The organism is Herbihabitans rhizosphaerae (assembly GCF_004216555.1).
Lineage (GTDB): Bacteria > Actinomycetota > Actinomycetes > Mycobacteriales > Pseudonocardiaceae > Herbihabitans > Herbihabitans rhizosphaerae.
Map to the genome: position 1 here is coordinate 16,047 of NZ_SGWQ01000016.1, position 26,260 is coordinate 42,306.

The 26,260-nt window shown below is 63.5% G+C and carries 27 protein-coding genes and 1 pseudogene; 16 read left to right on the forward strand and 12 right to left on the reverse strand.

The window, feature by feature from the left end:
* Nucleotides 1-16 precede the first annotated feature (16 nt).
* Nucleotides 17-412: a hypothetical protein gene (locus tag EV193_RS30560; protein WP_130348431.1), complete on the forward strand. Its 396-nt coding sequence runs from the start codon at nt 17-19 to the stop codon at nt 410-412.
* A gap of 457 nt (nt 413-869) precedes the next feature.
* Here the strand turns inward: EV193_RS30560 and EV193_RS30565 are convergent, their stop codons facing one another.
* Nucleotides 870-1,865: a hypothetical protein gene (locus EV193_RS30565; protein WP_130348432.1), complete on the reverse strand. Its 996-nt coding sequence runs from the start codon at nt 1,863-1,865 to the stop codon at nt 870-872.
* Nucleotides 1,866-2,267: 402 nt separating this feature from the next.
* Here EV193_RS30565 and EV193_RS30570 point away from each other — a divergent pair, with 402 nt between their 5' ends.
* Nucleotides 2,268-2,507 (forward strand): helix-turn-helix domain-containing protein, encoded by a 240-nt coding sequence (locus EV193_RS30570; protein ID WP_130348433.1) that lies wholly within the window; start codon nt 2,268-2,270, stop codon nt 2,505-2,507.
* A 79-nt stretch (nt 2,508-2,586) separates the two neighbouring features.
* On the forward strand, nt 2,587-3,309 hold the full coding sequence (locus tag EV193_RS30575) for a hypothetical protein (RefSeq protein ID WP_130348434.1): 723 nt from the start codon (nt 2,587-2,589) through the stop codon (nt 3,307-3,309).
* 81 nt (nt 3,310-3,390) lie between these two features.
* Here EV193_RS30575 and EV193_RS30580 read toward each other — a convergent pair whose 3' ends face one another.
* The 4 genes from EV193_RS30580 to EV193_RS30595 all read right to left on the reverse strand — a co-directional run bounded on the left by EV193_RS30580 (nt 3,391) and on the right by EV193_RS30595 (nt 6,509).
* The gene (locus tag EV193_RS30580) at nt 3,391-4,665 is read right to left on the reverse strand and encodes a hypothetical protein (RefSeq protein ID WP_130348435.1); all 1,275 of its coding nucleotides are present in this window, start codon (nt 4,663-4,665) and stop codon (nt 3,391-3,393) included.
* A gap of 20 nt (nt 4,666-4,685) precedes the next feature.
* A complete protein-coding gene (locus EV193_RS30585; RefSeq protein WP_242613794.1) occupies nt 4,686-5,228 on the reverse strand; it encodes a DUF3558 domain-containing protein in 543 nt (180 codons plus the stop codon).
* 44 nt (nt 5,229-5,272) lie between these two features.
* Nucleotides 5,273-5,635: a hypothetical protein gene (locus tag EV193_RS30590; protein ID WP_130348437.1), complete on the reverse strand. Its 363-nt coding sequence runs from the start codon at nt 5,633-5,635 to the stop codon at nt 5,273-5,275.
* Nucleotides 5,636-5,747: 112 nt separating this feature from the next.
* Entirely contained in the window at nt 5,748-6,509 is a 762-nt protein-coding gene (locus EV193_RS30595) for an ESX secretion-associated protein EspG (protein ID WP_207222872.1), read from the reverse strand.
* Nucleotides 6,510-6,699: 190 nt separating this feature from the next.
* Here EV193_RS30595 and EV193_RS30600 point away from each other — a divergent pair, with 190 nt between their 5' ends.
* Genes EV193_RS30600 through EV193_RS30610 form a run of 3 tightly spaced genes read left to right on the forward strand, consistent with a single transcriptional unit; the run spans nt 6,700 to nt 9,923 of the window.
* Nucleotides 6,700-7,323, forward strand: coding sequence for a YbaB/EbfC family nucleoid-associated protein (locus tag EV193_RS30600; protein WP_165401559.1), 624 nt, complete (start codon nt 6,700-6,702; stop codon nt 7,321-7,323).
* A 26-nt stretch (nt 7,324-7,349) separates the two neighbouring features.
* Nucleotides 7,350-8,855 (forward strand): WXG100 family type VII secretion target, encoded by a 1,506-nt coding sequence (locus tag EV193_RS30605; RefSeq protein WP_130348440.1) that lies wholly within the window; start codon nt 7,350-7,352, stop codon nt 8,853-8,855.
* Nucleotides 8,856-8,858: 3 nt separating this feature from the next.
* Nucleotides 8,859-9,923: a hypothetical protein gene (locus EV193_RS30610; protein WP_130348441.1), complete on the forward strand. Its 1,065-nt coding sequence runs from the start codon at nt 8,859-8,861 to the stop codon at nt 9,921-9,923.
* Between the two features lie 1,023 nt (nt 9,924-10,946).
* Here the strand turns inward: EV193_RS30610 and EV193_RS30615 are convergent.
* The 3 genes from EV193_RS30615 to EV193_RS30625 form a co-directional block, all read right to left on the reverse strand.
* Nucleotides 10,947-12,137 (reverse strand): cupin domain-containing protein, encoded by a 1,191-nt coding sequence (locus EV193_RS30615; protein WP_130348442.1) that lies wholly within the window; start codon nt 12,135-12,137, stop codon nt 10,947-10,949.
* 143 nt (nt 12,138-12,280) lie between these two features.
* Complete coding sequence (locus EV193_RS30620) at nt 12,281-12,931, reverse strand: GNAT family N-acetyltransferase (RefSeq protein ID WP_130348443.1); 651 nt, start codon at nt 12,929-12,931, stop codon at nt 12,281-12,283.
* Nucleotides 12,932-12,933: 2 nt separating this feature from the next.
* Nucleotides 12,934-14,454: a hypothetical protein gene (locus EV193_RS30625; RefSeq protein ID WP_130348444.1), complete on the reverse strand. Its 1,521-nt coding sequence runs from the start codon at nt 14,452-14,454 to the stop codon at nt 12,934-12,936.
* Nucleotides 14,455-14,692: 238 nt separating this feature from the next.
* On the opposite strand from EV193_RS30625, the gene EV193_RS30630 reads away from it, so the two are divergent.
* The gene (locus EV193_RS30630; protein ID WP_130348445.1) at nt 14,693-14,998 is read left to right on the forward strand and encodes a hypothetical protein; all 306 of its coding nucleotides are present in this window, start codon (nt 14,693-14,695) and stop codon (nt 14,996-14,998) included.
* A 345-nt stretch (nt 14,999-15,343) separates the two neighbouring features.
* Here EV193_RS30630 and EV193_RS30635 read toward each other — a convergent pair whose 3' ends face one another.
* Nucleotides 15,344-15,730, reverse strand: a complete 387-nt coding sequence (locus EV193_RS30635) for a GntR family transcriptional regulator (protein WP_130348446.1) — start codon at nt 15,728-15,730, stop codon at nt 15,344-15,346.
* A 169-nt stretch (nt 15,731-15,899) separates the two neighbouring features.
* Here EV193_RS30635 and EV193_RS30640 point away from each other — a divergent pair, with 169 nt between their 5' ends.
* The 6 genes from EV193_RS30640 (at nt 15,900) to EV193_RS30665 (ending at nt 21,603) form a co-directional block, all read left to right on the forward strand.
* The gene (locus EV193_RS30640) at nt 15,900-16,139 is read left to right on the forward strand and encodes a hypothetical protein (RefSeq protein ID WP_130348447.1); all 240 of its coding nucleotides are present in this window, start codon (nt 15,900-15,902) and stop codon (nt 16,137-16,139) included.
* Nucleotides 16,140-16,390: 251 nt separating this feature from the next.
* Entirely contained in the window at nt 16,391-17,485 is a 1,095-nt protein-coding gene (locus tag EV193_RS30645) for a hypothetical protein (protein ID WP_130348448.1), read from the forward strand.
* Between the two features lie 4 nt (nt 17,486-17,489).
* Nucleotides 17,490-18,650 (forward strand): type IV secretory system conjugative DNA transfer family protein, encoded by a 1,161-nt coding sequence (locus EV193_RS30650; RefSeq protein ID WP_130348449.1) that lies wholly within the window; start codon nt 17,490-17,492, stop codon nt 18,648-18,650.
* Nucleotides 18,647-19,525: a replication-relaxation family protein gene (locus EV193_RS30655; protein ID WP_130348450.1), complete on the forward strand. Its 879-nt coding sequence runs from the start codon at nt 18,647-18,649 to the stop codon at nt 19,523-19,525. The genes EV193_RS30650 and EV193_RS30655 overlap by 4 nt, the downstream gene beginning before the upstream one ends.
* Before the next feature lie 22 nt (nt 19,526-19,547).
* Nucleotides 19,548-19,832, forward strand: a complete 285-nt coding sequence (locus EV193_RS30660; RefSeq protein WP_165401560.1) for a helix-turn-helix domain-containing protein — start codon at nt 19,548-19,550, stop codon at nt 19,830-19,832.
* The gene (locus tag EV193_RS30665) at nt 19,810-21,603 is read left to right on the forward strand and encodes a recombinase family protein (protein ID WP_130348452.1); all 1,794 of its coding nucleotides are present in this window, start codon (nt 19,810-19,812) and stop codon (nt 21,601-21,603) included. The genes EV193_RS30660 and EV193_RS30665 overlap by 23 nt, the downstream gene beginning before the upstream one ends.
* Here EV193_RS30665 and EV193_RS34860 read toward each other — a convergent pair.
* Nucleotides 21,558-21,683: pseudogene (locus tag EV193_RS34860) on the reverse strand (maleylpyruvate isomerase N-terminal domain-containing protein); the annotation flags it as partial. The gene EV193_RS30665 and the pseudogene EV193_RS34860 sit on opposite strands and share 46 nt — an antisense overlap.
* 107 nt (nt 21,684-21,790) lie before the next feature.
* Between EV193_RS34860 and EV193_RS30675 the strand changes: the two are divergent.
* Nucleotides 21,791-22,063 (forward strand): hypothetical protein, encoded by a 273-nt coding sequence (locus EV193_RS30675; RefSeq protein WP_130348454.1) that lies wholly within the window; start codon nt 21,791-21,793, stop codon nt 22,061-22,063.
* A gap of 5 nt (nt 22,064-22,068) precedes the next feature.
* Here the strand turns inward: EV193_RS30675 and EV193_RS30680 are convergent, their stop codons facing one another.
* Complete coding sequence (locus tag EV193_RS30680) at nt 22,069-22,665, reverse strand: Uma2 family endonuclease (RefSeq protein WP_165401562.1); 597 nt, start codon at nt 22,663-22,665, stop codon at nt 22,069-22,071.
* Between the two features lie 83 nt (nt 22,666-22,748).
* Nucleotides 22,749-23,285, reverse strand: coding sequence for a CGNR zinc finger domain-containing protein (locus tag EV193_RS30685; protein WP_130348456.1), 537 nt, complete (start codon nt 23,283-23,285; stop codon nt 22,749-22,751).
* 74 nt (nt 23,286-23,359) lie between these two features.
* Between EV193_RS30685 and EV193_RS30690 the strand changes: the two genes are divergently transcribed.
* Both EV193_RS30690 and EV193_RS30695 read left to right on the forward strand, forming a co-directional pair.
* Nucleotides 23,360-24,673, forward strand: coding sequence for an MATE family efflux transporter (locus EV193_RS30690; RefSeq protein WP_130348457.1), 1,314 nt, complete (start codon nt 23,360-23,362; stop codon nt 24,671-24,673).
* A gap of 45 nt (nt 24,674-24,718) precedes the next feature.
* Nucleotides 24,719-26,134, forward strand: coding sequence for an isocitrate lyase/PEP mutase family protein (locus EV193_RS30695; RefSeq protein WP_242613784.1), 1,416 nt, complete (start codon nt 24,719-24,721; stop codon nt 26,132-26,134).
* Nucleotides 26,135-26,260 lie beyond the last annotated feature (126 nt).

Consider the following 26,260-nt stretch of genomic DNA (forward strand, 5'->3'; position numbering starts at 1 on the left):
CAGGAAGTGTTTTTCCATGACCATCTACATGAATGATTTGGCGCGGCAATTGCCGCCACTGCCGTACGACGACTCGGGCGGAGACGGTTACGACTGGATGGACCAACTACCTCACTACGGGTGGTGCGAGATTCCGTTGTGGGGTGCGCATGGTTGGGATCTCGGAGACTGGCCCTACGTCATCGTCGCCATTTGCCGCGAGAGCGATGACTTGTGGGGACTGGTCACCTACGTCGAGCAAGACCTCACTCTGTGGGGATTCTCCAGCAGACGCGAACTCTACGCCCAAATCGACACCATCGCTGAGTTTTACTGGCGCTTGTGCGACAACGACGGGCCGTCGGACCTTCCACCCGAGGGGCTCGAACAACACCACCAAGGCCCACCCCGACGTCTCAACCCTGTCACATAAGACAGTGGGGGCGCGCAGAAATCCTGCGCGCCCCCACTATGGCTAGAGCGACGGCCGACCGGACCCGCACACGGCGGGGGCAAACCCGGCCGGCCGTCTCAGCCCCCAACCCTCAACAGGTCCACGATTCACCACAAACCCGCGCAAGCCAGGAACCTACACAGAAGCCTAGAACCACCCAGGGCGGCCACGGAGAGGGGGAGCGGCAGGGGAGGGCAAACACGCGCACCGCAGAGCAGAGAGAGCACGTGACCGGTCGAAGCCGCGCGGCGACCGGTCACGTGCTCTCTCTTGATTCATGTCACATCGAGGGTGCTGTCGGTTACAGGGGTAAGTCAGCGCCCCACAGCACCGCCACGCACCCGCTCACCAGCGACAACACCAGGCCGTGCTCGACGCGACCGGACAGCCGAACGGACACCCGTGGCCCGGCTGACCGGTTCGTTCGCAGCAGCAGTCAATGACCGGCAGGGCCACCGCTTCGAAGCTCGTCGTGGAGTGTCCAGGTGTAGGTGATGCCGGTCTTGGGGAGTATCCAGCCGTCGTGGCTGAGACTGATCACTGAGGTCGACGAGGTCTCCGGGCTGCGGTGCACCCAGGGATCACGAGGGCTGCCGAGGAAATCGGGAACGTTGACGTACCGAATACCGCAGTCATGGTGGGTGAAGTCGGCGCGGATGCCGTGGGTGGGTCTGTCGATATCAATGTAGAACAGGTGCCCGTGCCGCGGCGTCAACGCCCGATACGTGTAGCTGACATGACGTTCCCCACCGCCCACGTCCGGGCTCTCAGCCGAGAAGACCTGCCCGCCGTCGCGCCGCCGATGCTCGATCCGTTGCGAGACACCATTGATCGTGAACTCCACCAACTCGAACACATCCGCAGCGCCGGGGTCCAAGCCTGTTCGCGGGTCCATGTGAACGACCTTGGTGACAGTCGGATCACGCAAAAGCTGCCTGTATTCGCCTGCGTCTCCGACGCAGGCGAACCGGTGTACACCGGTTCGCCCGGTCACGCGGTAATCCCATCGCACGGTGGCAACGAACATCGCGCCCTCACCCTCGGCGGGACCGTTCTGCCAGGGTGTCAGCGTGATTGACACGTGGGTGTCATACCGGCGCTCGTCGACATCGATGACGTGCTCTCGCAGATCGGTGTAGAGATCGCGAGCCAGAACGGGATCGTTCAGGCGAGAATCAAGACCGCTTTCGATGATCCGGTCCACCATGTCTGGTGACGCTATACGGTTCATCGCATCGGGATCGGCAAGAAAAGCCATGATCAGGTTCCGCGATATGAGGTAATCGACAACCAGAATGACAAGCCCTGTCGTGAACAAACCACCGCCGATGTCCTTGACCGGCAGCACCGCGACATCTTTCACCCCAGGTAGTTGCGAGACCGCCGACAGCCCCAACCCTACCGCAGCCATAATCGTGGCGAATAACGCCAACCTCGCACGATACAAGCGATTCACTAACGTCCGGCGATCCACACGAAAGCACGATACCGGTAAACACTATTCAGAATCGACCAGGCCAGCCATCGAGAAAACGAAAAGGAACGCGAGGGCCACAAAGAGGGCGGGGTGGGCTCCAACCTCGGAGCCCACCCCGCTACACGGTCGAGTGATGATCTGCTACTTCTTCTTCGGATCGGCGCCCGTGCCACCGACCCCATCGAAGCGTCGCGTCATCCGCCGTGACCTCCTCCCGACCTGCCGAAACCTGTCTCACACACCCCGACCAGACGGGCCGAAGCCCGACCACCATAGGACGTATCGTCATGCAACGTAAAGTCATGGGATGTATCGTCTCTGGATCTATACGCATGGGACGTATGGGGTTGAGCCGTCATGGCAGCCCCACTCTCACCAGCAACCCGCGAGCTCGGCGAACGAGTCCGTAACCGTCGTCACGAACTTGAGCTATCCCAAGAACGCCTCGCCGAACACGCCGGTCTGCACTGGAGCTTCCTCGGCCAGGTCGAACGCGGACAACGCAACCTCACCCTCCACAACATCCTCAAAATCGCCGCCGCCCTCGACATCGACCCCGGCGAGCTGGTCCGCGGCCTGCACGCACCCACACCCTGATCAGCAAGTCGGCCTGAGAGGCTGCTTGGCCGTCGCCTGACAGCGAAACGCGCTGATGGTTCGGTGCGACCTGGAGGGCATGACCGAGGACATCAGGGTGCCGATCACGCCCGGGGACACCATGGACGACGTCATGCGCCGGTTTGTTGGTGCTCCTGCCGGGGTGGCGGTCCCGATCGTGCCCGGTTGGGACTGGCACCTGGTCCTCGACGGACTCGCCGGAGCCCGTCACCGCTATCTACAAGCCCTCGGGACCGAGAACGGCATGGCCGCCCGCCGCGCCGTCGGCGAAGCCCTGTGGTGGGTCAGCGCCGCAGACGAATATCTGCGCGAACGTATCTCAGGCATGAAAAACAGCGACTATTACCGCGAACTCGTAAAAACCGTCGGCGGTGCACGCCTAGCCGGGTTGGTGTACGCACGCAACCGCGCCGGCCACCAACTCGCCCGTTTACTGCTGTTGCGCCTCACTCACGTTGAGCCGATCACCGTCGTCGCGACCGACGGCAGCCAACGCCAGGTCCACACCCAAGTTCAGGTGCACTACGGCCTACGGCCCTTCGACCCCGCACCCCAGGACGGCTACTACTTCGCCGACAACAACAACCTTCCCTCAGCGAGCGCCGCTCACCGGGAACGATTCGACCGAAACACCTGCTACATCAACCACGTCGCTCTGCAACCAGTCAACGACATACTGGAGAAAACAGAAACCGCCCTCCGCAAAACCCTCCAATGGAACCAAACAGGCCCCGACCGCTACAACATCGCGATCAACACCACCATCTCACCACTAACCTGACACATCAGCGATCCGGTAGCCTTTTAGGCACGCCACTCGCAGGAAGTCCAGGCGGTTCTCTTGATACGAATCGCCGGGAGTTTATTCGTCGTCTTCACCGATCACTGCGGGCGCGACGGGTGGGTTGTCGTCCCACAGGTCGTCATCGCGGCGTTTGAGGAACGACGGCATCTCGTGCTCAGTGTCGTCCTCACCTGACCGGCCAGCGCCCGCGCCAACGGGCATGCCACCCACCGGGCCAGCGCCGCCGCGGCCGGCCACACCGGACCGGCCAGCAGCATGGCCCTCGGTTGCGGCCGTACCGGGCACACCGGCACCAACACCGGGACCGCCACGCACACCACCCTTACCGGGCTCCGCACCAGGCGTGCCCAAGGCACCACGACCACCAGAGCCCGCGGGGCCGCGGCCATCGGAGTTGCCAGATCCGTAGGGGCCGGTGGGCAGCAACCCGAGGCCGGTGCGCGGCTGATCGCCACCACCAACCGGCACACCGCCCTGCACAGGGTTAACCACCTGACTCGGTGGCGTGCCCACCGGATTCGGGCTCAGACCCTCCGGCGTCGTCGTTCCGGCCCCGCCCACACCAGGCACCGGGCTCACGGCAGAACCAGGCACACCGCCCGGCGGTGGCGGTGTGCCCGTAGTGGGGTTGACCGTCGGCGTCGGTGCCACCGACCCGCCGGTGGGGGTGCTGCTGCTGCGGCTGCCCGTCGTGCTGCTACCCGTTGGCGTGGTCACGCCGGGAGATGAGTAACCCACGTCGCCGGTGCGCGGTGGCTGTGCGCTGACGTCAACGGTCACCACTGGTGTGTCGGCGTACTGCGGCATCCCGGACGACGCTTGCGTTACTCCGTTCCAGTAGGTCTTCCCGAGTTCTCGAGCCCGCTGTTCGGCTTCCCGTGCCGCTGCGGCCTGTGCCTGCATATCCGGCGTCGCGAGCACGTCGGTGCTGCGCCCTGTTGGGTTCACCACGTTTGGTGCGGTGGTCTTCGGTGGTGGTTTCTCGATCCGGTGGGAGGTGTCCACGGCCATCTGCTGCTGCGCCTGCACACCCTGCGCGATCGCTGTTGCGGCGTCACGGGCACCGACCGCATGCGTGGCGAGCGGAGCGGCGCTGCCTTTGGCTCCGTCGGCGGCCATGCCCTGCCACGACGCGCCGATCTCCCGCATCCCATTCGAGATCAGATCAGCCGCCTTCTGACAATGAGCCGCGACCTCACCAGTCCACGTTTGGTGGGCGGTGCCCAGCCCTTCAGCTTGTGCGACTGAGAGCTTGCCATAGAGCCATTCGTGGGTGGCGGTATCCCAGTTGACATCGATCTCGCCCGAACTCGGGTCGGCCTCGTGGCCCATCTGTTCCCCTCCAGTAGTCGTTAGGCCGGCGGCAGGTTTTGCAGCACCATGCCCACGATCTTCTCGACATATCCACAGGCGTCGGTGAACTCAGGTTTCTTACCGGAGAATGAGACGGTAAAAGCCTGATCGTCGGCCACACCGACCGTGGCTGTACAGGACCGGATCTGCGGGGTCTCTTCCGTGCGGACGGCTGGGTAGCCGTGTAGCTGCATCGGTTGGAACTTCTTCACCGTGCTCTGTGCCCGGTAGATGCCGTCCAGCCCGTTGAACTTCGTATACGGCGACAGGTCAAAGATCACGTTGGAACTGGTCCAGGCGCACGCTGGCTCACCCCACGGACTCGGCGCGGTTCCGAACACCCTAGGCGACGTGAGTTCAGCCAACTGCTGCGGCGTCAGCATCTGGCACGGGTCCAGTCCACGGACGCGTTTCGGGTCCTTCTCTACCGGTGGCGATAGCCGAGGTGGCCCGGTGGACGTCGACGCCGACGTGGTGGACGTGCCGGTAGATGACGCGTTGTCCGAGCCTGAGTTACACCCGGCAAGACCAGCCACAATCATCACAGCAGCCGCACCAGCGATCAGGGAACGTAGCACCGGATTGGTCACCCGACGGCCCCGTACGTCTTGGCGTGGGCGCGATCGCGGTTGGCGTAATCAGCCATCGACCGGTCAATCTGGGCAATCAACCCATCGAGTTGGACGATCATGCTGTCGGCAAACCTCTCGAACGAGCCGACAGTGATCGCCCCGGTGGCCTTACTGTGCTGCCAGTTTACGGCCACTATCATTCCCGGGTTCGTGTCGGGAACCGGGATTTCTCCGATCTTCAACGCTGCGCGCTTCGCCGCCCACATCTCGTCACGGGCTTGTTCGAAGGTGGCTTTGAGTTTGGGTGCGTTCTCGGGTGTGACGTGAATGTTCGTCCCACTGCCGGGGGCGGGCGGGCCGACAGGCGGTGGTGGCATGGCTGGTGTCCCCCTTGTCACTTCGTGTTCGACGTAACCTCAGGTTCGTCGTTGTCACTACGCGTGTGCGTTTGAACGTAGCAGGTCACTGCGGCGGTGGTCTACAGGTCGGTCAGCTACCCGGTCCGAGTGGTCGTGTGTTGTCGAGGAGTTCGTGGACCATAGTGATGATCCGGCTGGTGTCGGCGGGTGCGACGGTGGTGTAGCCGGCGCGCTGGTGGATGGTGTAGCGGCCGAGATCGGTGTCGAGGACGGTGATGGTCCACGGGCCGCGGGCCGAGCGGCCGAGCCGGTCGTTGATGGTGACGCCGACCTGACCTCCCCGGTGGCGGGGTGCTTCTACGACAGTGCGCAGTTGCCCGGCGTCCTCGCTGGAAACTCTGTTGCGGCGCAACGAGTTCTCAAACGCGCGGCCACTGCCCGTTTGGGTGTGGCGTGCTTGGTCGAGGAGGTCGGTGGGCAGGCTCACCGACGAGCCTTCCCCGCGTGGGTGGTCGCCGAGGACGGCGACGAGTTCGGTGATGTGGCCGCTGGGCCGCAACGTATACAAGGTGACCGTGTCGCCGTCGTAGACGCCGCCCACTGCGCGTTCACCGCGCCGTACAGCCAGCGCACCGATGTCGAGACCGTCGCCGGCCCACCGCAGATCGACAGCGACCTCTGGTCGCGCCAACAGGCGTAGTGCCTTGGCGATGTCGTCGGCGACGGTGGTGCCCAGCAGCAGCCCGCGATCAAGCAACGCCTCCGTGGCCCGCTCCCGCGCAGCAGCGACCTCGGACCGAGTAACGCCTTGCTCGGGCGGGTCAAGCGGCAGCGGCTTCTCATCGAGCCCAGCCAGCCGCCACAACACGTTGAACTCGTCGGCCTGTAGCACCGTGTTCATGCACTCCCCAGTGGATGCCCCAGTCAGCGAAGCAGGCTAGCACCAGCCTGGCTCACCGTCGGGGGTTGTGGTGTCGTTCACGCGGTGGTTACGCCAACCAGGTGACGCCCATCGTTCCCGTGATGTCGGTGGTGGGTTCGTGTCAGGATGAGGCCGCCATTGAACGAACCGGGGGGTGGCTGTGGCTGGCGACGAAATCGAGGACCTGTTGCAGGAGCTGGAGGGGCTGCGGCAGCACCTGCCGGAGGTCCCTGCCGATCCGCAACGCCTCACCGGTTTACGGGAGCAGCTCGCCGAGCTGCGCGCCACTGCGGTGTCGCCTGATGGCGGGGTGAGGGTGGTGGCTGGTCCGGGTGGGTCGATCATCGACATCCAGGTCACCGACACGGCGTTGAAGAAGGGCGCGGCAGCATTGTCGAGCACGATCATGGTGACCCTGCGGAACGCTGTGGCGCAGAGTGCGCGTGATCAGGCGATGTTGGTTGAGGAGGTCACCGGCCGCAATACCGGCGTGCTTGATGAGGTCCTACAAACCCAGGCGGAAGCCCTCGGCGTCTCCGTAGAGGAACTTCGCGCCGATCATGACGAGCGCCAAGCGGGCGGCCTCCAGGCCGGCGAGGTGGTTGAGGAGGATTTGGGTGAGCGCGGGGTGTTGCGGACGCGTCCCCGCCACGACCCGTCTGCGGAGGCACCGCCCTCGCCACCTCCACCACTGTCGCGCCCGGCCCGTCGCCAACGGCCGGTTGAGGTGGATGAGGTTGAGGATTTCAGTGAGCATGATCCGCTGCGTAAGCGCAGGACCTAACCACCACGGCGTCAAGGAACAGGGCTATGGCTGAGGGATATCACGCAGACGGCGGTCGGCTCGCAGCGACCGGGAAGCTTGTGGGCGACTTCTCGCGGGTCGCCACAGCGACACGGGAACGCACCGCGGCCGCTGACGTTCCGGCCGATGCGTTCGGGGTGATCGGCGCCGGCCTCTACAACGACTACACAGCAACGAGGGATGACCTCACCAGGCTGTTGGACAAGCTGGCTGGCAGTGTCGGGTCGCTCGGGGACGCCCTCGCGGTGACGGGGGTTGAGTACGGCCGTACCGAGGACGAGCACACAGCGAAGTACACGAGCATCGGCCGGGACCTGGACCGGGTCGCCGAGAACATGCGCTCTAGCTACGGCGGCTGGGAACCCGGGAAGTCGTGGGGTGAGGGCGGCTACGCCAAAGCCGCCGGCGGCGCACTGCCCGGCCCCGCCGGTCCGTTCGCGAAACTCGTCTATCACGGTAAGGACGCCGCCTCCGCCGATGGCACGGCGTTCGATGTCGCCGCCGTCACCGGCGATGCCGTCAGTCTGGGTTACTCGTGCACCTCGACGGCGGCGACGATCATCGCCGACCCCCTCGGCTGGTTGCTGAGTCAGGGCATCAACTTCGCCATGACCGCGATCCCACCCTTGAAGGATTTGATCAACGTGGTGTCCGGGAACGGGGACGTCCTGGCGGCTGCGGCGAAGGAATACGGCGGTGTCGCCACAGACCTCGACACCATGGGCCGCGACCTCGTAGACACGTGTCGGAAGGGTGTGCCCGAGTGGGACGGGCAGGCTGCCGAAGCCGCCGAGCAGCGGGTTGCGCGGTTCGCGACCGGCACGGGTGGGATCGCGGGGAAGGCCGGCAACGTCGGCCAGCTCTTGCAGATGTACTCGATCGTGATGAAGCTCGTCGAGGACTTCATCAAAGGCATCCTGTCCGACCTTGCTGAGTGGATGGCGCTGACCTGGATTCCCGCCCTGGTGGCGGGGCCGTTCACCCTCGGCGGCTCGATCGCCGCAGCAGCCAGCGCCACCGTCATCAAAGCCACCACCGCCATCAGACGCGCACTGGAAAAAGTCACCGTTCTGAAGAAACTGATCGACAAAGTCCGCAAGATCCTGGGCCGGTTGAAAGAGGCGCTCAAGCGCGGTGGCGAGAAGTTCACCAGTGAGGCCGGCAAAGGCGGCCAGGCCGCCACCAAAGCACAACAAGCCCTCCACGACCGCATGAAGAAAGACCTCGCCACGCCCGAGGCGGACAAACCTTCGCAGGTGGCGCAGTCGCTGGAGACCGCGGGGACGATGCTGAAAGACGCCTCCGTCAACTCGGCAAAGAAGATGACCGGTCTGGACAAGACGAAAATCCCCGGCGCGGCCGCGGACGGTGGGACGGCTGAGGTCTACGACCCGGGAAAAATCACGTCGAAGCTCGCCGGCTACGGCAAGGACGCGCACAACGCCACCAAATACGGGACTCCAGGCGAGGAACGCTCCAGTGAGCAGATCGAACGAGACCTGGACACCTAACCCATGAGCTGGCTCACCTGGATCATCTCCACCCTCGCCATCTGGGCGATCACCCGCTACCTCATACGTCCCTGGCTACGAGCCAAAATCCTCCTGCCCCGCACCATCACACGCCACAACTGGAGGCTGGAAACCGGGCGGTTCGGGCCAACCGGGACCGGGCGGCAGATCACCGGAACCATCCACGGTCACCGGTTCACCGCCCGCGAAACCACCGGCACCACCCTCCTCACGGTCCACGGATTCACCCTCACCGACGCCCCACCCCACGTCATCGACATCGACGCCCTCAGAACCAAGGTCACGGTTCACGGACCCTCTCGCGCACAACACGCCATCGATAACGCGTCGACGAAGCACTGGTTCACGTGGACCACGCTCACCAGCGCCACCGAATACGCCATCGACGGTGACTCAATCTCGATCATCTGTGACAGCACGCTTCCACAACTGCCCATCGAACGCAGAGTCCACACCATCATCGACATCGGGCGAGAACTCGAACACCTCGACTGGAACCCACCCACCACCAACGAAGACAACGATGAGGCTGGCGGTTCCCCGGAGCCCGATGAGGCACCCGAGCGTGTCCTACGCACAGTGCACCTCGGCAAGCACAGCGGCGCGGAATCATGCCTTGGGTGCGGCTGGGTCATCGGGTTCTTCGGCCTCCTCGCCATCGGGCTCGTGCTGTTCGGGCTTCAATTCACCATTAACGCCACCGGAGCCCTTCTCGGGCTCGGCGAACCCGTCACCCTCGAAATCACCAGCCCACCCGACCCCGACGGAAACGTCCAAGCCGCCTACCAACACGACGGGCAACGACACACAACAGAACTAGAGGCCAACGCCAATGTTGGCGACCGGATTCAAGCCCACATGCCCCTCTGGCCCGGAGACCTCTGGATCAGCCTCCCCTGGACCCAACCCATCCCCACCGGCACACCAGGAATGCTCAACACAATCCTCGCCCTCACCGCCGGCCTCACCGCACTCACCATCCCCACCGGGATCTACCTCCACCTACGGAAACGCTCACAAGACCTCCATACACGTGATCGTGATTGAACACGAAGAGCGCCTGATTAAGAGAACCGAGCAGCTACTCGGTCAACAAGTGGAGCTAGTCGCTAACCTCTCATTCAGCAGCAGAGCTACGGTATTGAGGCTACGCGTCGCAGGCGGCAGCACAGTTATCGTCAAACAGCACGTTTCAGAGGCCCGGTTTCATAACGAGAAGTTGGCACTAACTTCACTACCAACATCCATATCACCGGAGTTGATCACAGCTTCCAACGGCATCGTCATCATGGAAGATGTTGGCGATGGCCCATCGGTAGCTAACCTACTTCTCGCGAACGACGCCGCCGCTGCACGAAATGCACTTCAGTCTTGGGCAAGTAGTCTCGGAAAAATCGCTTCACACACTGCGGATGAGCCCTTTGGCAGCGCCGTTAGCAAAGACTTCGAACACTGTATGAGAGCACACGCAGACTTATCGAAATTGTGGGAGGTTCCACTTGCTGGTGCGCAAATCAACGAGCTTCGGAGAATAGTGACCTCGCTCAAAACGCCGGGCCCGTACCACATACTGACCGTATCCGACGCCGCTTGCCCCGACAACAACCGAGTCACAGCCGATGGAACTGTTCGACTATTTGACTTTGAATACGCGCAAAGGGGACATGCAGCAGTTGACGCTGCCTACATCCTTGCACCTTTCTGTAGCTGTTGGTGCGTAGCACCAATGCCGAGCCCTGTCACAGATCACATGTACGCGGCGTACAGCGCAGAGTACCCCAAGGCGCAATCACAAGAATTTCGCAACTTGTCAATAGCAGCTGCGGTCGTGCTGATCTTGCCTGGCCTGTTGCGCTCGTCGATAAAGGCCCTTGAGGGTGTGACTACTCCGCAAAGCCAGCCGCCGTACTCTGCCCTACAGCGGTGCTACTTGCGGCTTGATTGGCTTAGCAACCAGGATGCTGTTGCACCCGAGTTCGCCTACTTCGCCAGAAGATTGCAGGAAAGAGTCGCGCATCGAATTGCAATACCAGACATTTCGACCTATCCCGCGTTTGTTGATTGCTAATCTCATTGAATAGCCACAACCCCAGCATTCAACAAGGTATAGACGACGTCCGCAGCTTGCTCGGGACCAAGATGTGGCGATGACTCGACTACTTGCTGCACCGTAACGCCATCGCCAGATATGAGCATATCGATGATTGGTCGAGCCGCTTCAGCAAACATCCATCGCCGCCCTAGGGCGGTAAGCACAAACCCATCGCCGTCACGATTCGGCCGAGATGTTGCCTTTGGCGCCAGCAACACCACCTCTGCGGTAAGGTTCTCAAGGATAGTATTCTGTTCGCCAATATCTGGCAGTTTGAAGAGTGGGCGACCAGGACTAACACCGTCCGAATACTCAACAAATCGATCCAAGACACTGTCCGAATTCATTAATTCATTCAATTGACCACGGATGGACGCAAGGTACTTGTTTCGTGCCGAATCTCCGCCAAGTAGGGGAACTCGTTGACGGAAGATTTCGTAATCTCTCGCGATACCTGTAAGCCATTTGACAAAGTCGATACCGTTTTGATGCGCAACACCGACGCTCAGATGTAGAGAAGGCTGGCCGCATGGGCTCGCCGCATGCCACCAGCCATGCGGGAGATAGAGGACATCCCCGGCCATGAGATCAAACTCGGCAATCGGGGGAGACTGCGGTTTCGGCGTTTCTGCTGTTTCGTCACGCAGCGGCCACATACGCGTTGGCTCGAATATTTTCCACCGTTTATGCCCATCGAGTTGCAACACAAAAACATCGTGATCATCCCAGTGCGTGCCGAAGCCCTCGGCAGCTCCCCAACTAGCGTAGAGATTAACAAACACCCGTGCACGCATTTCCGATTCCAGCGTCGAAGCTAACTGGGCAAGTGGTTGATGCGCCTGATCTACGCGGTCAATTACGAGAGTTGCCCCGTCACGAAGCTGCTTGACCAACTGTCCTGTTAGGATTCGCCTGTAGAAGGCATGACCGCTGGTATCAACTTGTTCGGTGTACAGCTCCTCCGGGACAATATCTCCTTGCTTGGCAAGTCGAAGTCTAGGAAATGCAAAGCGTTGCGTTGCAAGCAGGTTATTCAGGGCCCCCCAATCGGCCAGCGAAGCAAATCGACCAGCTTCACCGGAAAAATGTGCATAATTACGACCGTAGATGGTGCGGATAAACTCAACGGCCGACTGGGGGGCAAGCAAATGAGCGAGCCGAACTACCATCCTATTTTGATCACTTCAAGTCACTTATCTCCGTTCTCTGCAAGCGAAGACGACCTAGCTGACGTCAGCTCAATCGGATCAATCTCGAAAATTAGCTCATCTTTGCCGATGTTAGTTTCGCAAACTTCGACATCACTCATGGTCTATCCTTTCGTTTGTGCATCCTCGTTCGTTCGACACGCGATGTCGCGGATCAGTACGTGCCTGACTTTTCCGTCCTTCCTTGACGTCGTAGTACCGACTTTCTGATACCCCCAATGTCGCCAGATCGGGTATGCGGGATAACGTTCGTTCGAACACTGCAACGTCACTCGTGCTTCGATACGCCCGCGCAATAGACTCGCATGGAGTAGGCTAGCTAGCCCACGTCCCCTTGCATCTGCCTTGACACAGATGTCAAACAAGGCCAGCGTGCGCCGCCCGTCCTCCTGCGTAAATTCGGCGGATAGGCTCTCATGGATATTGGCCCACCAACGGGTCGTATACGACAATGCTGCGCCGTATACGAAGCCGAGGATCTCGTCTTGATCTGACCAGACAGTCACAATACGAAACGTTGGATCTGGGACATTCTCTCCTTTGAAGCGCGGGTCCGTCGAGTAGTCATCAAGCAGCTTCTTTCGAATACGCTCTTCGTTGGCAGAATATTCTTGTAGCGATTCTGAAGCGGAAAAGTCACTAGCGTAGAGGGCTGCTACCCGATCCACGTAGGATGGCAAGCTGCTTGCTCCATCAACCCTGACACGGACCGCATTGGCGACCACTGATTGTCCGGAGAAATCCGAATTGTCCATTTCTACGCACCTAGTCTTGGAAACTCGTCTGATGCAGTCCGCTGGAAAAATTCCTCTATATTTGAAGCTAATTGCCTGCCCTGACTAGAAACTGCGAGATGGTTATTTCGCCGTAACGTTGCACTAAAATCCTTCAGTCTGAGGCCGACCCATTCGAGCCTTCGAGCTGGTTCAAGCTCGAATACCGGGTACAGTGCGTTCCGTGCACCATCGAGGTCCCCCTCGAGTAGCCGAGCATGTCCCAGGTCGATTCTTGCCGATGTTTCGTTACCTAGCGCGCGCCGCTCCGACGGACCACTTTCATACATCTCTATTGAGGTCACCGCGCATTCTTGCGCTGAGCGAGGGTCGCTAAGTCGGATGTACGTTTCGGTAGCCACTTGCAAGAGCTTGGCGCGCGAATAACTGAAGGCCCCGCCTAGGTGATCAAAGAGTTCACTATCGCCTGGCGATGACTCATGCTCCCGAAAGGCACGTACGAGCGATTCTCGCGCCGCATCGTATCGAGACGTACGTGCTGAGTACGCTGCGATAGCGTTGTTGAGTTGCGCTTTAGCGATCGGCTCTGTAGCCCACTGCCCAGCAGAGATGGCAAGGTCTAACGCCTGCTGTGGACGATCATCCCAATCAACGAGAGTCGCTTGACGCATTCTCGCCTTAAACCTCAACGAATTGTGTCCGATTATCTCGGCGTAGGTCCAACTTGCACGCGCCTGCTCCATTGCTGCGCGTGGAAAGCCGACGCTGGCGCTCGAGCCCGCAAGCAGCGCACACACCACTGACGCAAGGAAATACAGCTGCTCTTGTTGCCGCGGATATTGCCGATACTCAAGGAGTCGATAGATGCGATCTCGAACATTGACAAGGTCTGGAAACAGGCTTAGTGAGCTGGTGTGGAGCTTCGCCTTCACGAGTCTCTCAACTTCAGCGGTTAGCTCGTCGATAGTCATATCCGACATCAAACCTACCTGCGCATTCTCGGCATGTCGCCGTGATTCGAATGCAGCTACCTTGATCAAATCGAAGACCGCTTGCGTTTCACCGTACCTGTTCGATGCAGTGCCATCATTGATGTGAGCAACCGGCTCACTGCGTGCCGGCACCGCAAGTTGTCCAAGTTGTGTAATTTCATACTCAGACGACTCAAGGGCAGCCCGTTCTTGTCTGCTGAACCGCTCGCGATCATATTGGTCAATAAGCTTCACAGGCTGTGTGTCGTAAATACGTGCAAGAACCAAAAGTGCAGTGAGGCTCGGCTTGTTTCCACCTTTGGGCCAAGCTTCGTAGCCACTGATGCGTTTACCGGTCATGGCGGCGCTGGAGTCGCCAACGACTTGGCTGTAACGCGCGGCTACTTCGTCTTGGGTCCATCCGTGGGCGTGCCGCCATGCCGGCCGCGGCCGGTACCCCCAGCGCGTCGCCATCTCAATGGCGATCTCCTCGACCGTGTGACCTTGCTCCAGCATGGCACGGCGCAACCGGTCACGCTGGGGCTTGCTGCCACGAGCCTCACGTCGCGCCACGTCCTGTCACCACCCCGCTCCGCCTGGTGATCGCCTGAGTATAGGTACGACCTGAGACGTCACACCACCCCATCCGGCTGGAGTTTTGACCGGAAAATTCGCTATTTGGCCTGGTCAGAGCTGGGAGAACAGTTAGTGTAAGTCTCCCAAGTTCTGACCGGGAGTTCTGTGACCTTCGCTGCCATGCTTGATCTTGGGAGCGCTCCCTTCCCCGGATGGTCGGTGAAGGGACCTGGTGATGGAGCCGTTGTTGTTGATCTTTCTGATCGTGGCGGGCGGTACGTTCGCTGTCGGTGCCTGTGTTGGTGCCGAGTTGCATGGGTATGTGGTTCGTCGGCAGGAGGCGCGGCATGTGCGGGAGCGGCGGGCACTCAATGAGGCGTGGCGTCGGGTTCACCGTGACCTTGGTGTTGAGCGGACCCCGCAGCTGGTGAGTGCGCGTGACGACGAACTGCACGGGAGCCGGCAACGGCTTCCTGAGGAGGTGTCGCTTCGTCGGATCGGGCCGCGGCCGGAGGCTGAGGGGAATCGGTTCCTCGACTGAGGCCGGCGGGTCTGGATTGTGACCTGTTTCATTTAGGCCATGCGTGTGGTTAAGGGGCGAGACGCCTTGCCTTTGTTGTTTTGCGTCTCTTAGTGTTTCGGGCGCACGGAACCGCATGTTTGTGTCGGGGCGTGTCGCACGGTGTCGGGGAATGTCAAGATCTTTGAAAGGAAAGGTCGTGCCCTATGGATCGACCCCAAGGTATGTGGAGGTTCAGGGTTCGATGAGAGGTTTCGGCGATGACGGACAAGGATCAGCTCGACGTCAGTACCGACAATAAACCGCATGCCGATGATGATGTGGTGCGGGCGTGGGCGCGGTTGACGGTGACTCGTCTGGAGCAGGTTAGCCATGCTGTGAACGATTTGACCGAGCGGGCTCGCGTGTACGAGGGTTCATGATTTTTTGGAGGTCTCGTACGGTTTTTTCGAGTGTGTCGATGCGTCGATTGAGGTCGGTGAACATGCCCACAACGTCGGTGTGGTTGTGGGGTGTGGTGGCGATGACGTAGGTGGCTTGGCCGTTGATCGATTGGACGAGTCCTTCGTCGCGGAGGACTCCGATGGCTTTTTGCGCGGTGGACAGGGCAACGTCGTGGATGCGGGCGATTTTGTTGTAGGACGGCATTTTCTGTCCCACTCGTAGTTGTCCGCGGGTGATGCGTTGCCGTAGTTCGTCAGCGATACGTCGGTAGGGCGGTATTCGTTCGTCGGCTCCTGTTTCATCGGACATTCCTCGACCTTACGAGCCTAACGCCCGTTAGGTCCATAGACTTTATGTCTTGAGCTGGGGTTTTCACCCGCTTAGACGGCTCACCTAATGCGTCGTGTGCGTAACGTCCGAGACACGGGTCATTCGCCAACAGGGGCGAGGGCCAGGTCTTGGAAGAGGTGAACCAGTGATGTCGGTGTCTCGATATGTGGTGGTGGAGCTTGCCGCCCAGGTGCGTCATTTGTTGACGAATGTTCCTGCTGCGGCGGCGCCGGAGGCGCAATGGGCGGACTGGCACGTGCGCAAAGCGGCGCTGTTGGAGATGCTTGGTGCGGTGGAACCGTCCCTAGCGATCCACACCAAGGATCAAGCATCCTCGGCCCGCTACGAAGCCAGTCGCCTGTCGCGCACGACCACCAGCCCGTACTAGGCGGGGTGATCGGTGATGAGCAGGTGTTATCGAATTCGAGTGTGGGGCCGTCAGCGGAGAGAGATTGATGCGCACGTGCTGGCCCATGTCGTGATCAGGGTGAGTCGGCGGTTGGCGCGGCAACGCGCAGAGATCGATGCGGCGCGCATCAAGGCCGCTCGTGGCAGGATGCGTCGTGAGTCCATTGTGGACTCGATTCCGCAGCCGCGTAAACCCGAGCCGGATTCTGGCGCTGGGCCGGGAATCGACGGGTGATCGTGGTGGATCGGGTGTGGTTCTGGCCGGTGCTGATTCTCGCCGGGTGGCTGTTGCTGGTGTCCATTGTGCACAGTGCCGCCTCGTGGTGGTGGCAACGGACGTTGGTGGCCTACCGGTTGGACACGCCGGCCAGAACCAGCCCGGTCGAGGTCGCCGCATGGGTTGGGGCGCTGCGATCGCTGCTACGCCCCACCCGGGCCGGTGGCCTGGTTCCAGGGTGGCCGATCGGGGTAGAGATCACCGGCACCCATTCCGGGATTGAGCGGGTCGTGGTGGTTCCTCGCCGCTGGTGGCCGGACGTGCAGGCCGCCGTGACCGCAACACTCCCGGGAACCCGCGTCACGGAGCTGCCCGGCTACCCACGCGCCCGGTTCGCGCGGTGCCGTCTCGCGGGTGAGGCCCGGAACCGGGCCGGCGGGAACATGCTCGCAACCCAGCGGGCACAGGAGGCGAGCCGCTATCTGCTGGCCGCGTTGCAGCCCCTGGGACCGGGTGAGATGGTCCGGGTGCAGTGGCTGCTGTCTGGTGCGCGTGCTCCGCGTGCCGCGTTCCGCACCACCCCGCCCGCGGACGTGCGGCGGGCGTTGGGGCCGCGCTGGAGCGGCACAGATCCGGTGCTGCACGGCGTCTGTCGTGTTGGTGTCGCGGCCGGGTCGTGGCGACGGCGCCGGAACCTGTTTCGGCGGGCGTGGTCAGCGCTACGCGGGTTGAACACCCCGGGCGCGGTGGTGCGTCGCCGCTGGTGGCTGCCCAGCCTCCTGGTAGCGCATCGCCTCCGACGCAGGCGAACACCGTGGTGGCGGTGGCCGTTGACGGTGACTAACCGCGAGGTCGCTGGGCTCCTCGGCCTGACCACCGGGGCGAGCGGGTTACCCGGTTTGCCGGCCGGTGTCACGAGGTCGCTTCCCCCACCGGTTCGGCTTCCTCGCACGGGTGTCGTTCTCGGTGAGAGCACGTATCCGGGTACGCGGACGCTGTTGCGGTTGCGGGCGGAGGATCGGTTGCGGCACGTGTGGGCGGTCGGGCCGACCGGTGTCGGCAAATCCACGCTGTTGGGCAACATGATCATCCCCGGAGCGCGCGGGTGACGGGGTGATCGTGATCGACGCTCGCGGCGATCTGGCCACTGACGTTCTTGACCGGATACCGGATCATCGTCGTGAGGATGTGGTGGTGATCGATCCGGCCGCGCCCGGCCCGGTGGTCGGATTCAACCCACTGCACGCGGCCGGATCCCCGGAGCGCGCGGCGGGGTTCGTGTTCCATGTGCTGCACTCGATCTACGCGCCCTCGTGGGGTCCCCGGACGGCGGACCTGTTGCGCGCCAGCCTGTTGACCCTCGCCTCGAGCCGTCCCGTAGACGGCGTGGGCTCGGGGTTCACGGTGTGCGAGGTGCCAGAGCTACTCACTAATCCGGGGTTTCGCCGATCGGTGACCGGTCAGCCGTTGCCGCATGGGCTTGCGGGGTTCTGGCGGTGGTACGAGGCGCTGTCGAATCCCGAACGGGTGCACGTCATCGGGCCGGTCCTCAACAAGCTGCGCCCCTTCATCTTGTCGACCCCGCTGCGGCTCATCCTCGGCCAACCAACCGGTGTCGATCTAGCAGGCGCGTTGACTCACCGGCGGATTGTGGTCGTGACCTTGAAACGCGGCCTCCTCGGGGCTGAGGCGGCGATGCTGTTGGGGTCGCTGGTGATGTCCAGCGTGTGGCACGCCGTCCTGACCCGCGCGGCACTGCCGCCGTCGGCGCGGCGACCGGCGTGGTTGTACGTGGACGAGTTCCACGACATCGTGCGGCTGCCGATCGATCTGGCGGACATGCTCGCCCAAGCCCGCGGGCTCGGTCTCGGGTTGACGTTGGCACACCAATACCTGAACCAGCTCGCCCCAGCGGTGCGCTCGGCGGTGCTGTCCACCGCACGAACACAGGTCGCGTTCCAGCCCGACTACGCCGACGCTCGCGAACTCGCGCACCGATTCGGTCCACTGTCCACAGAGGACCTCATGGGGTTGGGCGCGTTCGAGATCGCCGCCCGCCTCTGCCTACACGGCACCACCCTCACCCCCGTCACCGGACGCACCCTCCCACTCCCCGACGCGACGACCGACGGCAGCCAGCTCGCGAAAAACAGCCGCGCCCGCTACGGCCTCCCCGCAGCGGAGATTGACAAGCAGCTCATCGCCCGCACCACCCCAACACCCACCGGCGACGGTCGGCATAACCGGATGCGCAACACCGCGAGCCAGCCATGACCACCAACACCAATCCGGCGCGCTGCCGGTTGACGAGTGTGTATCTGCGGGAGCTCGCCACGACGCTGCCCGGCCGCTACACGGCTGTCCTGCCACATCTTGAGCGGGTGCCGATGCTCACCGGCGCACAGCTCGACCGACTCCTTGCAACCACCGCCACGGATCGACAGACGACGGCGCGGGTGAGGCGGCGGATCATGGCCCGCCTGGGCCGGCTCGGGCTCGTGGCGACGCTGGATCGCCGTGTCGGGGGCGCTCGGGCCGGCTCGGCCGGACACGTCTACACCCTCACGACAGGCGGGCACCGGTTCCTCGCCATCAGCCGCAACCAACCTCCACCTGGGCGTGTCCGCCGTTCGCGGGCTCCCGGCGTGATGTTTCTTGATCACACCCTCGCGATCAGCGACCTCTATGTTGATCTTGTCTGCGCCAGCCGCACCACCGAGGTCACAGTGCGACAGTTCGCGACTGAACCCGACTGCTGGCACCCGACCACCAGCGGCGGATGGTTGCGCCCGGACGCCTACACCGTCCTCGCGGCGAACGCGTACGCGGATTGCTGGTGGCTGGAGATCGACCGCGCGACCGAACCGTTGCCCCGCATCCGGACCATGTGCCACGCCTACCTTGACCACGCCACCAGCGGCGGCACCGGCCCCGATCAGGTTCTGCCGCGTGTCCTGATCACCACCCCCGACCAACGCCGAGCCGACGCCATCGATACGGGTGTGCTCACCAGACTCCGCGCGGACGCGACACACCCGGATACGGGGTTGATCACCGCCGTGACACACCACGAGGCGGCAGAATTCCTCATCACAGAACTCCACACACACAACCCCCAAAGTGATGCGCAGACGCATCACTTTGGGTAGGATACGAAGGAGAACAGAACACATGAAGCGACCAGCAACGTTCGGCGAGTACGTCACCATGACCAGGCAGCAACGCGGCTACTCAGAACGGCACGTGGCCCGACAAGTGGGCGTGGCGAACACGACTATTAGCCGCATCGTCAACGGCAGCGTCCCGCACCCCGAGTTGTTTCTCGCACTGGTGGACACGCTCGACCTTGACATCGTGCTCGCCGTCACTCTGGTCGAACCCTATAGGCGCATCGTAGACCGCGTCATGGTGGCACAGAAAGGAAAACCCGGCCATGCCCCCGACCAAGGACCCTAGCCCTGACACGGTGAAACGGGCCGTGTATCTGTTGCGGGTCTCCACACCTAGGCAGATGCGCACGGCGACCGATATCGACCCCGAGGGCAACTCGATCCCCACACAACGCGAATCCTGCGACAGCAAATGCAAAGACCTGCGCGCGGTGAAGGTGGACGAATACGTCGAACCGGGATACTCCGCCCAGTCGATCGAGAAACGCCCCATCTTCAAAGACATGCTCCGGCGGATTGATGAACAAGGCGACGTCGATTACGTCATCATCTACGCACGGTCCCGTGTGTTCCGCAACTACATCGAAGCCGCCGTTGTCAAGCAACAACTCGACAAGCGTGGCGTCAAACTCGTCTCCGCGAACGCCAACGAAGACTTCGGCGAGGGCTACATGGCCGAAGCGATGGAAGCTATCGTGGACGTGTTCAACTGGGTTCAGATCCGCCAAAGCGGCGACGACATCAGCAAGAAAATGCTCAACAAAGCCCGAAACGGCGGCACCAACGGCGTCGCGAAACTCGGCTACCTCAACACCACAACCACGATCGACGGATACAAGGTCAACACCGTCACCACAGACCCCGAACGCAGCCACCTCATCACGATGGCGTTCGAACTGGTCGCCACCGGCGAATACCCCAACGTCGAACAGATCCGCGACATCCTCACCGACGCTGGACTACGCATGCCCCGCACCGGCCGCCCTGTCTCCGTTCAAACCCTCTGGCTCCGCCTGAGGGACCGCTACTACTGCGGCTACGTCACCTTCAAAGGCATCGAATACCCCGGCCGGCACCAACCGCTCATCAGCGAAGAGCTATTCGACCGCGTTCAACGCGTCCTCGATACCCACAGCGGCAGCGGCACCCGACAGGGCACGCACCCCCATTACCTCAAAGGCACCATCTGGTGTCGCCGCTGCACACAACGGTTCATGGTCCAACGCGCCCAAGGAAACGGCGGAACCTACTACTACTTCTTCTGCGGCGGACGCCAAGACCGCGTCTGCGACCAGCCCTACATCCCCGTCGACGTCATCGAAGACGCCGTTACCCGCCACTACGCAACCATCACCCTGCCCGACGATGTTCAGACCCAGATGCGTGAAGCGATCAACGACGCGGCCGCAACCGCCACGACCCTGCCCGAGCAGATGCGCACCGAATACGCGAAACGACTCGACAAACTCGACGCCAAAGAACGCTACCTACTCGACCTTGCCGCCGAGGAAGGCTGGCCCAAAGACACGCTCCGCGACAAGATCGCCGACATCCGAACCGAACGCACCCGCATCACCAGCACACTCCGCAAGGCCGACACCCAACTCGACGACGGCAAACAGATCCTCACCCTTGCCCTCGACATACTCGCAGACCCCCACACCATCTACCTGCACGCCACCGACACCGACAGGGCCATCCTCAACAAAACGATCTTCAGCAAGATCTACATCGACGGCGGCACCATCACCGGCCACGAACTCAACGAACCCTTCAACCACCTCATGTCCACCACCAGCAGCAGCCCGGTACCCCAACCCCGGACAGGCCAAGAAGACGACGATGACGCCGCACCCCCACAAGGGCACGACGCCACCAACACGTCACAGCCACCCGAACCGACCCTTTCGGGCCAAGGTTCGAGTAAGACTCACGTGGTGGGCTCGGGCGGGGTGGAACCGGTGACCTTGTGCGCCGTCTTGGTGAACGCGCTGGTCAGGACGGTGATGTGGCCGAGAAGATCGGCGACGGTCATCCCGTCGCACGGTGTCGGGTGAGAGAGCTGGCCGTCGTCGACCCTCGCGACGAGTGCGCGCATCTGGTCGGCGGGCGGCTGAAGATCGAACTTGATCGTCATGGCCGGCACGGTACTCCCGGCGGGCGCACGGCGACCACTTGTCCTCTGTGGACGGTGCGAGGAGTAGCCTCACGGGCCTTCACGTGCGATCGGTTGGAGGTCTCTCGATGGACGGCCCTGATCTTCCCGAGGCCGATCAGCCGTTCACGGTCGAGGTGTATCTGCACCGGTGGCCGAGCGGCGCGGAGAAGGTCGAGCTGATCGAGGGGGCGCTGTGCTTCCAGGGCAGCTTCGATCAACGTGACGTGGAGATCGCGGAGCGCGCGTATCCGGGGCGGATCGTGTTGCTGGACGAGTCCGGCAGCCTCGAAGTGCACCCGAACGACGGCGGCCCACCGCGCACGAGCTACCAGAAACTCCTCGACCGCCGCGGCGGCTGACTGTTCTACTTGAACAGCTGCAGCGCGTCGAGATCGATGGTCAGCGGGCACGGTTCGGTGACCGTGAACGAATGCTCGGCTCGCTGTGATTCCTCGTACTCGCCGTCCACCAGCGTGAGGATGGTCGCGGTGACCGGCGGCTCCGGGTCGATCAGCCAGTACTGGGGTACGCCGGCCTCGGCGTACTCGCTGGCCTTGTGCTCAGTGTCGTCACGGGCCGACCCCGGTGACAGGATCTCGACTACGACGAGCAAGTCGGATGCCGCTTGCAGACCAGGCTGCTTGATCTTGTCGAACGGAATAATTACCAGATCGGGAACCCGCGTTCGCGCCCTGCTCAGTTGAAGGTCGACGTCGACCTCCTGGAAGGCGGCAAGCTGTGCGGGCAGCTGCCCACGAACTTGCACATATAGCTCAGCCAGTGCGTACTGGTGCCTGGGGACGGGGCGAGGGCTCACGACGATGACACCGTCCTGCAGTTCGTACCGGAAGGAGTTGTCTTCCGGCAGCCGCGCGAACTCCTCCACCGTGTAGTGGCGACGAGGATCGAACGGCAGGGTGACCGTATACCTCGGCCCTGGCTCGTTCGATGCTGCGGTCACTGGGATCCCCTCAAGCTTGCGCGTTAGTTGAGACGTGCGCACAAGCATACTGCCGGGGGAACGAGGGCGGCTCGGACACGCCGTCAGTCGCGGTGGCGGGCTCGGTGGGCGGCGACGTGCATCCGGTTCGCACAGCGCGGGGAGCAGAATCGCTTCGTGCGCGTGGTCGACGTGTCCAGGTAGTAGTTCTCGCATTCCGTTGCGGCACAACGGCCCCAGCGGTCCAGTCCATAGTGGACAATGCCGTGCGCCATGCCCCAGGCCGCGGCGGCGGCGACCTCGGTGGCGGGTGGCGCGTCGGTGTCGGCGACGTGGATGTGCCAGTTCGGCTCGGCGCCGTCGTGCTCGTGCGCGTGACCGGCGGACAGTGTCGGCCGCAGCGGGTGCTTGGCCAGCAGCGAGTTCACGGCCCCCTTGGCCGCCCGCGCGTCGGACTTCATCGCCGCGTCGAGTACGTCCGCGATGCCGGCGCCGACCGGACGCAGTGCCCGCACGTCCCTCTCGGTGAGCCGGTCGGCCCACCACGGCTCCTCGTGCAGTGCCGCGCGCACGGTCTCGACCTCGGAGAAGTCGGCGTTGGCGAGCCGCAGCGCCACGTCGAGGTAATCAGCGTTGTCCATTGTCGGTCCTTACCCGTATGGTGACGGCTGTCAGGGGCGTGAAGAAAGTATGCACCTTACCGAGAGGAGTGGCCATGCCGGACACGCCGGAGCGCACGCAGGCCAGACGGTTCGTCAGGCTCGCGTTGCCCGCGCTGGGCGTGCTCGCCGCCGAGCCGCTCTACCTGCTGGTCGACACGGCCGTGGTCGGACACCTCGGCGCGATCCCGCTGGCCGGCCTGTCCGTCGGCGCGATCGTGCTGGCGCAGATCTCCACGAACCTCACCTTCCTGTCCTACGGCACCACGGCGCGCGCCGCCCGCCTGCACGGCGCCGGCCGCACGCGGGACGCGGTGGCCGAGGGTGTGCAGGCCACCTGGCTCGCGCTGGCCGTCGGCACGGTGCTGCTCGTCGCCGGCCAGATCTTCGCCGAACCGATCGCGCGCCTGCTTTCCGGTGACGCCGTGGTGGCCCGGGCTGCCGTCGACTGGCTGCGGGTCGCACTGCTCGGCGTGCCGTTCATCCTCGTCACGATGGCCGGCAACGGCTGGATGCGCGGCGTGCAGGACGGTGTGCGTCCACTGCGATTCGTGTTGGCCGGCAACGGAATCTCCGCGATCCTGTGCCCGATCCTGGTGCATGTCGTGCACATGGGGCTGGTCGGCTCGGCCATCGCGAACGTGATCGCGCAGGTGATCTCGGCGAGCCTGTTCCTGCGCGCGCTGGCCGTCGAGCGGGTGCCGTTGCGTCCACAGTGGACACTCATGCGCGCACAGCTCGGAGTCGGCCGCGACCTGGTGGTGCGCAGTCTGGCGTTCCAGATCTCCGCGCTGTCGGCCACCGCCGTCGCCGCGCACACGTCCACCCACGCGGTCGGTGCGCACCAGATCGTGCTGCAACTGTGGATCTTCATCGCGCTGGTGCTCGACGCGATCGCGATCGCCGCGCAGTCGCTGGTCGGCGAGGCGCTCGGCGCGCACGACGAGCGCAGGGCGCACGCGCTTGCCCGGCAGGTCGCCTGGTACGGGCTGGTGTTCGGCACGGCGCTCGGCGTGGTGTTCGGCGCGCTCGCCTCGGTGATCCCCGGCCTGTTCACCACGGACGGCGGGGTGCTCGCGGAGATCCCGAACGCCTGGTGGTTCTTCGTTGTGCTGCAACCGATCGGCGGCGTGGTGTTCGCGCTGGACGGCGTGCTGCTCGGCGCGGGCGACTCCAAGTTCATGCGCAATGTCACGATCGCCGGCGTGATCGGCGGGTACCTGCCGCTGATCTGGGCGTCACTCGCGTTCGGCTGGGGGCTGGTCGGGATCTGGACCGGCTTGGCACTGTCGATCGTGATCAGGTTGGTCGGCATGGTGGCGCGCACGCGGTCCGGCAGATGGGCGGTGGTGGGCGCGGTCCGGGCTTGAGACACATCGGCCAGGGCCGACATATCCGCCCGTTAGCGTCGCGGTATGCGCATCACCGAACGCGACGACGTGCTCGCCATCCTCTCCGACCCGCGGTTCATGCCGCCGCCACCGGAAAGGGCGGGACCGGTCGGCACGATGACCTGGCTGCGCGCGACGGTCGCGCGGTTCAGCGCGGGGGAGACGCACGAGCGGCGGCGCGCCATCGCGGAGTCCACTGTGGACGGTCTGGATCCGGCCGAGCTGCGGTACCGGGCGGCCGCGTGGACCGATCCGGCGGTCGAGCCGCGGTACGTTCCGGTCGCCGTACTCGCGGGCGCGCTCGGCATCACCGACGTCCCGCGTGCGGTGGCCGCCGTGCGCGAGGTTTCCGTTGCCTACCAAGGAGTCTACGACGTCGCTCCGGACGAGGCGGTCGCGACGCTGGTGTCGATGCTGCCCGGTGAACCGGAGGTCACCGCGAACCGGATCGGCCTGCTCGTGCAGGCCTGCGACGCGACCGCCGCCCTCATCGAGGGGGCGGACCCGCCGGTACGGATCACCCGCCGGACAGCGCTCGTCGACGCCCGGGGAGTGAGCCAGGGGGAGACGGTCGAACTGGACATCGGCACGCTTCCGTTCGGCGCCGAGCTGCGTGCCTGCCCGGGGCGCGACCTGGCGCTCGCGCTCGCCGAGGGAGTGCGGAAACCGTTCCACAGCCTGCATTCCGGGCCGGCGCCGCTGTTGTTGCCGAACGCGTGGGACTTCGCGTCGGCCGCCATGCTGGTGGACGCCGGGTTCCCCGCGATCGGCACGACGAGCCTCGGTGTGGCGGCCGCCGCCGGCCTGCCGGACGGCACGGGGGTGGCGCGGGCGGAGACGGTGGAGCTGGCGCGGCGGCTGGTTCGCCTGCCGAGGCCGATCACCGTGGACATCGAGGGCGGGTTCAGCGACGATCCCGCCGAGGTCGCCGCGCTGGTCGAGGAGTTGGCCGAGATGGGTGTCGCCGGCGTCAACATCGAGGACGGCCGCGCGGACGGATCCCTTGTGCCGCAAGAACATCAGCGACGAGTGATCAAGGCCGTGAAGCACGCGGCACCCGATCTGTTCGTGAACGCGCGCACCGACACGCACTGGCTCGGCGCCGCCGGGATCGACGAGACGCTGCGCCGCGTGCGGGCGTTCGCCGACGCGGGCGCGGACGGCGTGTTCGTGCCGCTGCTGAACGATCCGCAGGAGATCACGGCCGTGGTGCGGGCGGTCGACGTGCCGCTGAACACGCTGCTGTGCGCCGCCGCGCCGACGGTGGATCAGTTGGGCGAGCTGGGAGTGCGCCGGGTCAGCACCGGTTCACGGCTGTTCCGCGCGGCACTCGGCGCGATGCTCGCCGCCGCGCGCACCCCGGACCAGGACCCGGCCGACATCCCGAGCTACGCCGAGGTGGTGCGGCAAGGCGACATGTTTCGCGCCGCCAGAACTTGACAACCGCACGGGCGCCCGTTCGCGTACTTTAGCCCGCGAAAGTACGCGAAAGAAGACGAAAGACCAGGTCACACAAGATCAACAGGCGGCGGGCAACGTGAAGGTTATTGCACGCAGAGACGTGCG

Excerpts from the sequence above, each read along its gene's own strand:
- EV193_RS30570 (WP_130348433.1), top strand. The coding sequence starts at position 2,268 with ATGGCAGCCCCACTCTCACCAGCAACCCGCGAGCTCGGCGAACGAGTC.
- EV193_RS30580 (WP_130348435.1), bottom strand. The coding sequence starts at position 4,665 with ATGGGCCACGAGGCCGACCCGAGTTCGGGCGAGATCGATGTCAACTGG.
- EV193_RS30690 (WP_130348457.1), top strand. The coding sequence starts at position 23,360 with ATGCCGGACACGCCGGAGCGCACGCAGGCCAGACGGTTCGTCAGGCTC.
- EV193_RS30610 (WP_130348441.1), top strand. The coding sequence starts at position 8,859 with ATGAGCTGGCTCACCTGGATCATCTCCACCCTCGCCATCTGGGCGATC.
- EV193_RS30620 (WP_130348443.1), bottom strand. The coding sequence starts at position 12,931 with ATGGACAATTCGGATTTCTCCGGACAATCAGTGGTCGCCAATGCGGTC.
- EV193_RS30640 (WP_130348447.1), top strand. The coding sequence starts at position 15,900 with ATGTCGGTGTCTCGATATGTGGTGGTGGAGCTTGCCGCCCAGGTGCGT.
- EV193_RS30585 (WP_242613794.1), bottom strand. The coding sequence starts at position 5,228 with ATGATTGTGGCTGGTCTTGCCGGGTGTAACTCAGGCTCGGACAACGCG.
- EV193_RS30575 (WP_130348434.1), top strand. The coding sequence starts at position 2,587 with ATGACCGAGGACATCAGGGTGCCGATCACGCCCGGGGACACCATGGAC.
- EV193_RS30590 (WP_130348437.1), bottom strand. The coding sequence starts at position 5,635 with ATGCCACCACCGCCTGTCGGCCCGCCCGCCCCCGGCAGTGGGACGAAC.
- EV193_RS30655 (WP_130348450.1), top strand. The coding sequence starts at position 18,647 with ATGACCACCAACACCAATCCGGCGCGCTGCCGGTTGACGAGTGTGTAT.
- EV193_RS30615 (WP_130348442.1), bottom strand. The coding sequence starts at position 12,137 with ATGGTAGTTCGGCTCGCTCATTTGCTTGCCCCCCAGTCGGCCGTTGAG.
- EV193_RS30685 (WP_130348456.1), bottom strand. The coding sequence starts at position 23,285 with ATGGACAACGCTGATTACCTCGACGTGGCGCTGCGGCTCGCCAACGCC.
- EV193_RS30630 (WP_130348445.1), top strand. The coding sequence starts at position 14,693 with ATGGAGCCGTTGTTGTTGATCTTTCTGATCGTGGCGGGCGGTACGTTC.
- EV193_RS30675 (WP_130348454.1), top strand. The coding sequence starts at position 21,791 with ATGGACGGCCCTGATCTTCCCGAGGCCGATCAGCCGTTCACGGTCGAG.
- EV193_RS30665 (WP_130348452.1), top strand. The coding sequence starts at position 19,810 with ATGCCCCCGACCAAGGACCCTAGCCCTGACACGGTGAAACGGGCCGTG.
- EV193_RS30695 (WP_242613784.1), top strand. The coding sequence starts at position 24,719 with ATGCGCATCACCGAACGCGACGACGTGCTCGCCATCCTCTCCGACCCG.
- EV193_RS30660 (WP_165401560.1), top strand. The coding sequence starts at position 19,548 with ATGAAGCGACCAGCAACGTTCGGCGAGTACGTCACCATGACCAGGCAG.
- EV193_RS30560 (WP_130348431.1), top strand. The coding sequence starts at position 17 with ATGACCATCTACATGAATGATTTGGCGCGGCAATTGCCGCCACTGCCG.
- EV193_RS30605 (WP_130348440.1), top strand. The coding sequence starts at position 7,350 with ATGGCTGAGGGATATCACGCAGACGGCGGTCGGCTCGCAGCGACCGGG.
- EV193_RS30635 (WP_130348446.1), bottom strand. The coding sequence starts at position 15,730 with ATGTCCGATGAAACAGGAGCCGACGAACGAATACCGCCCTACCGACGT.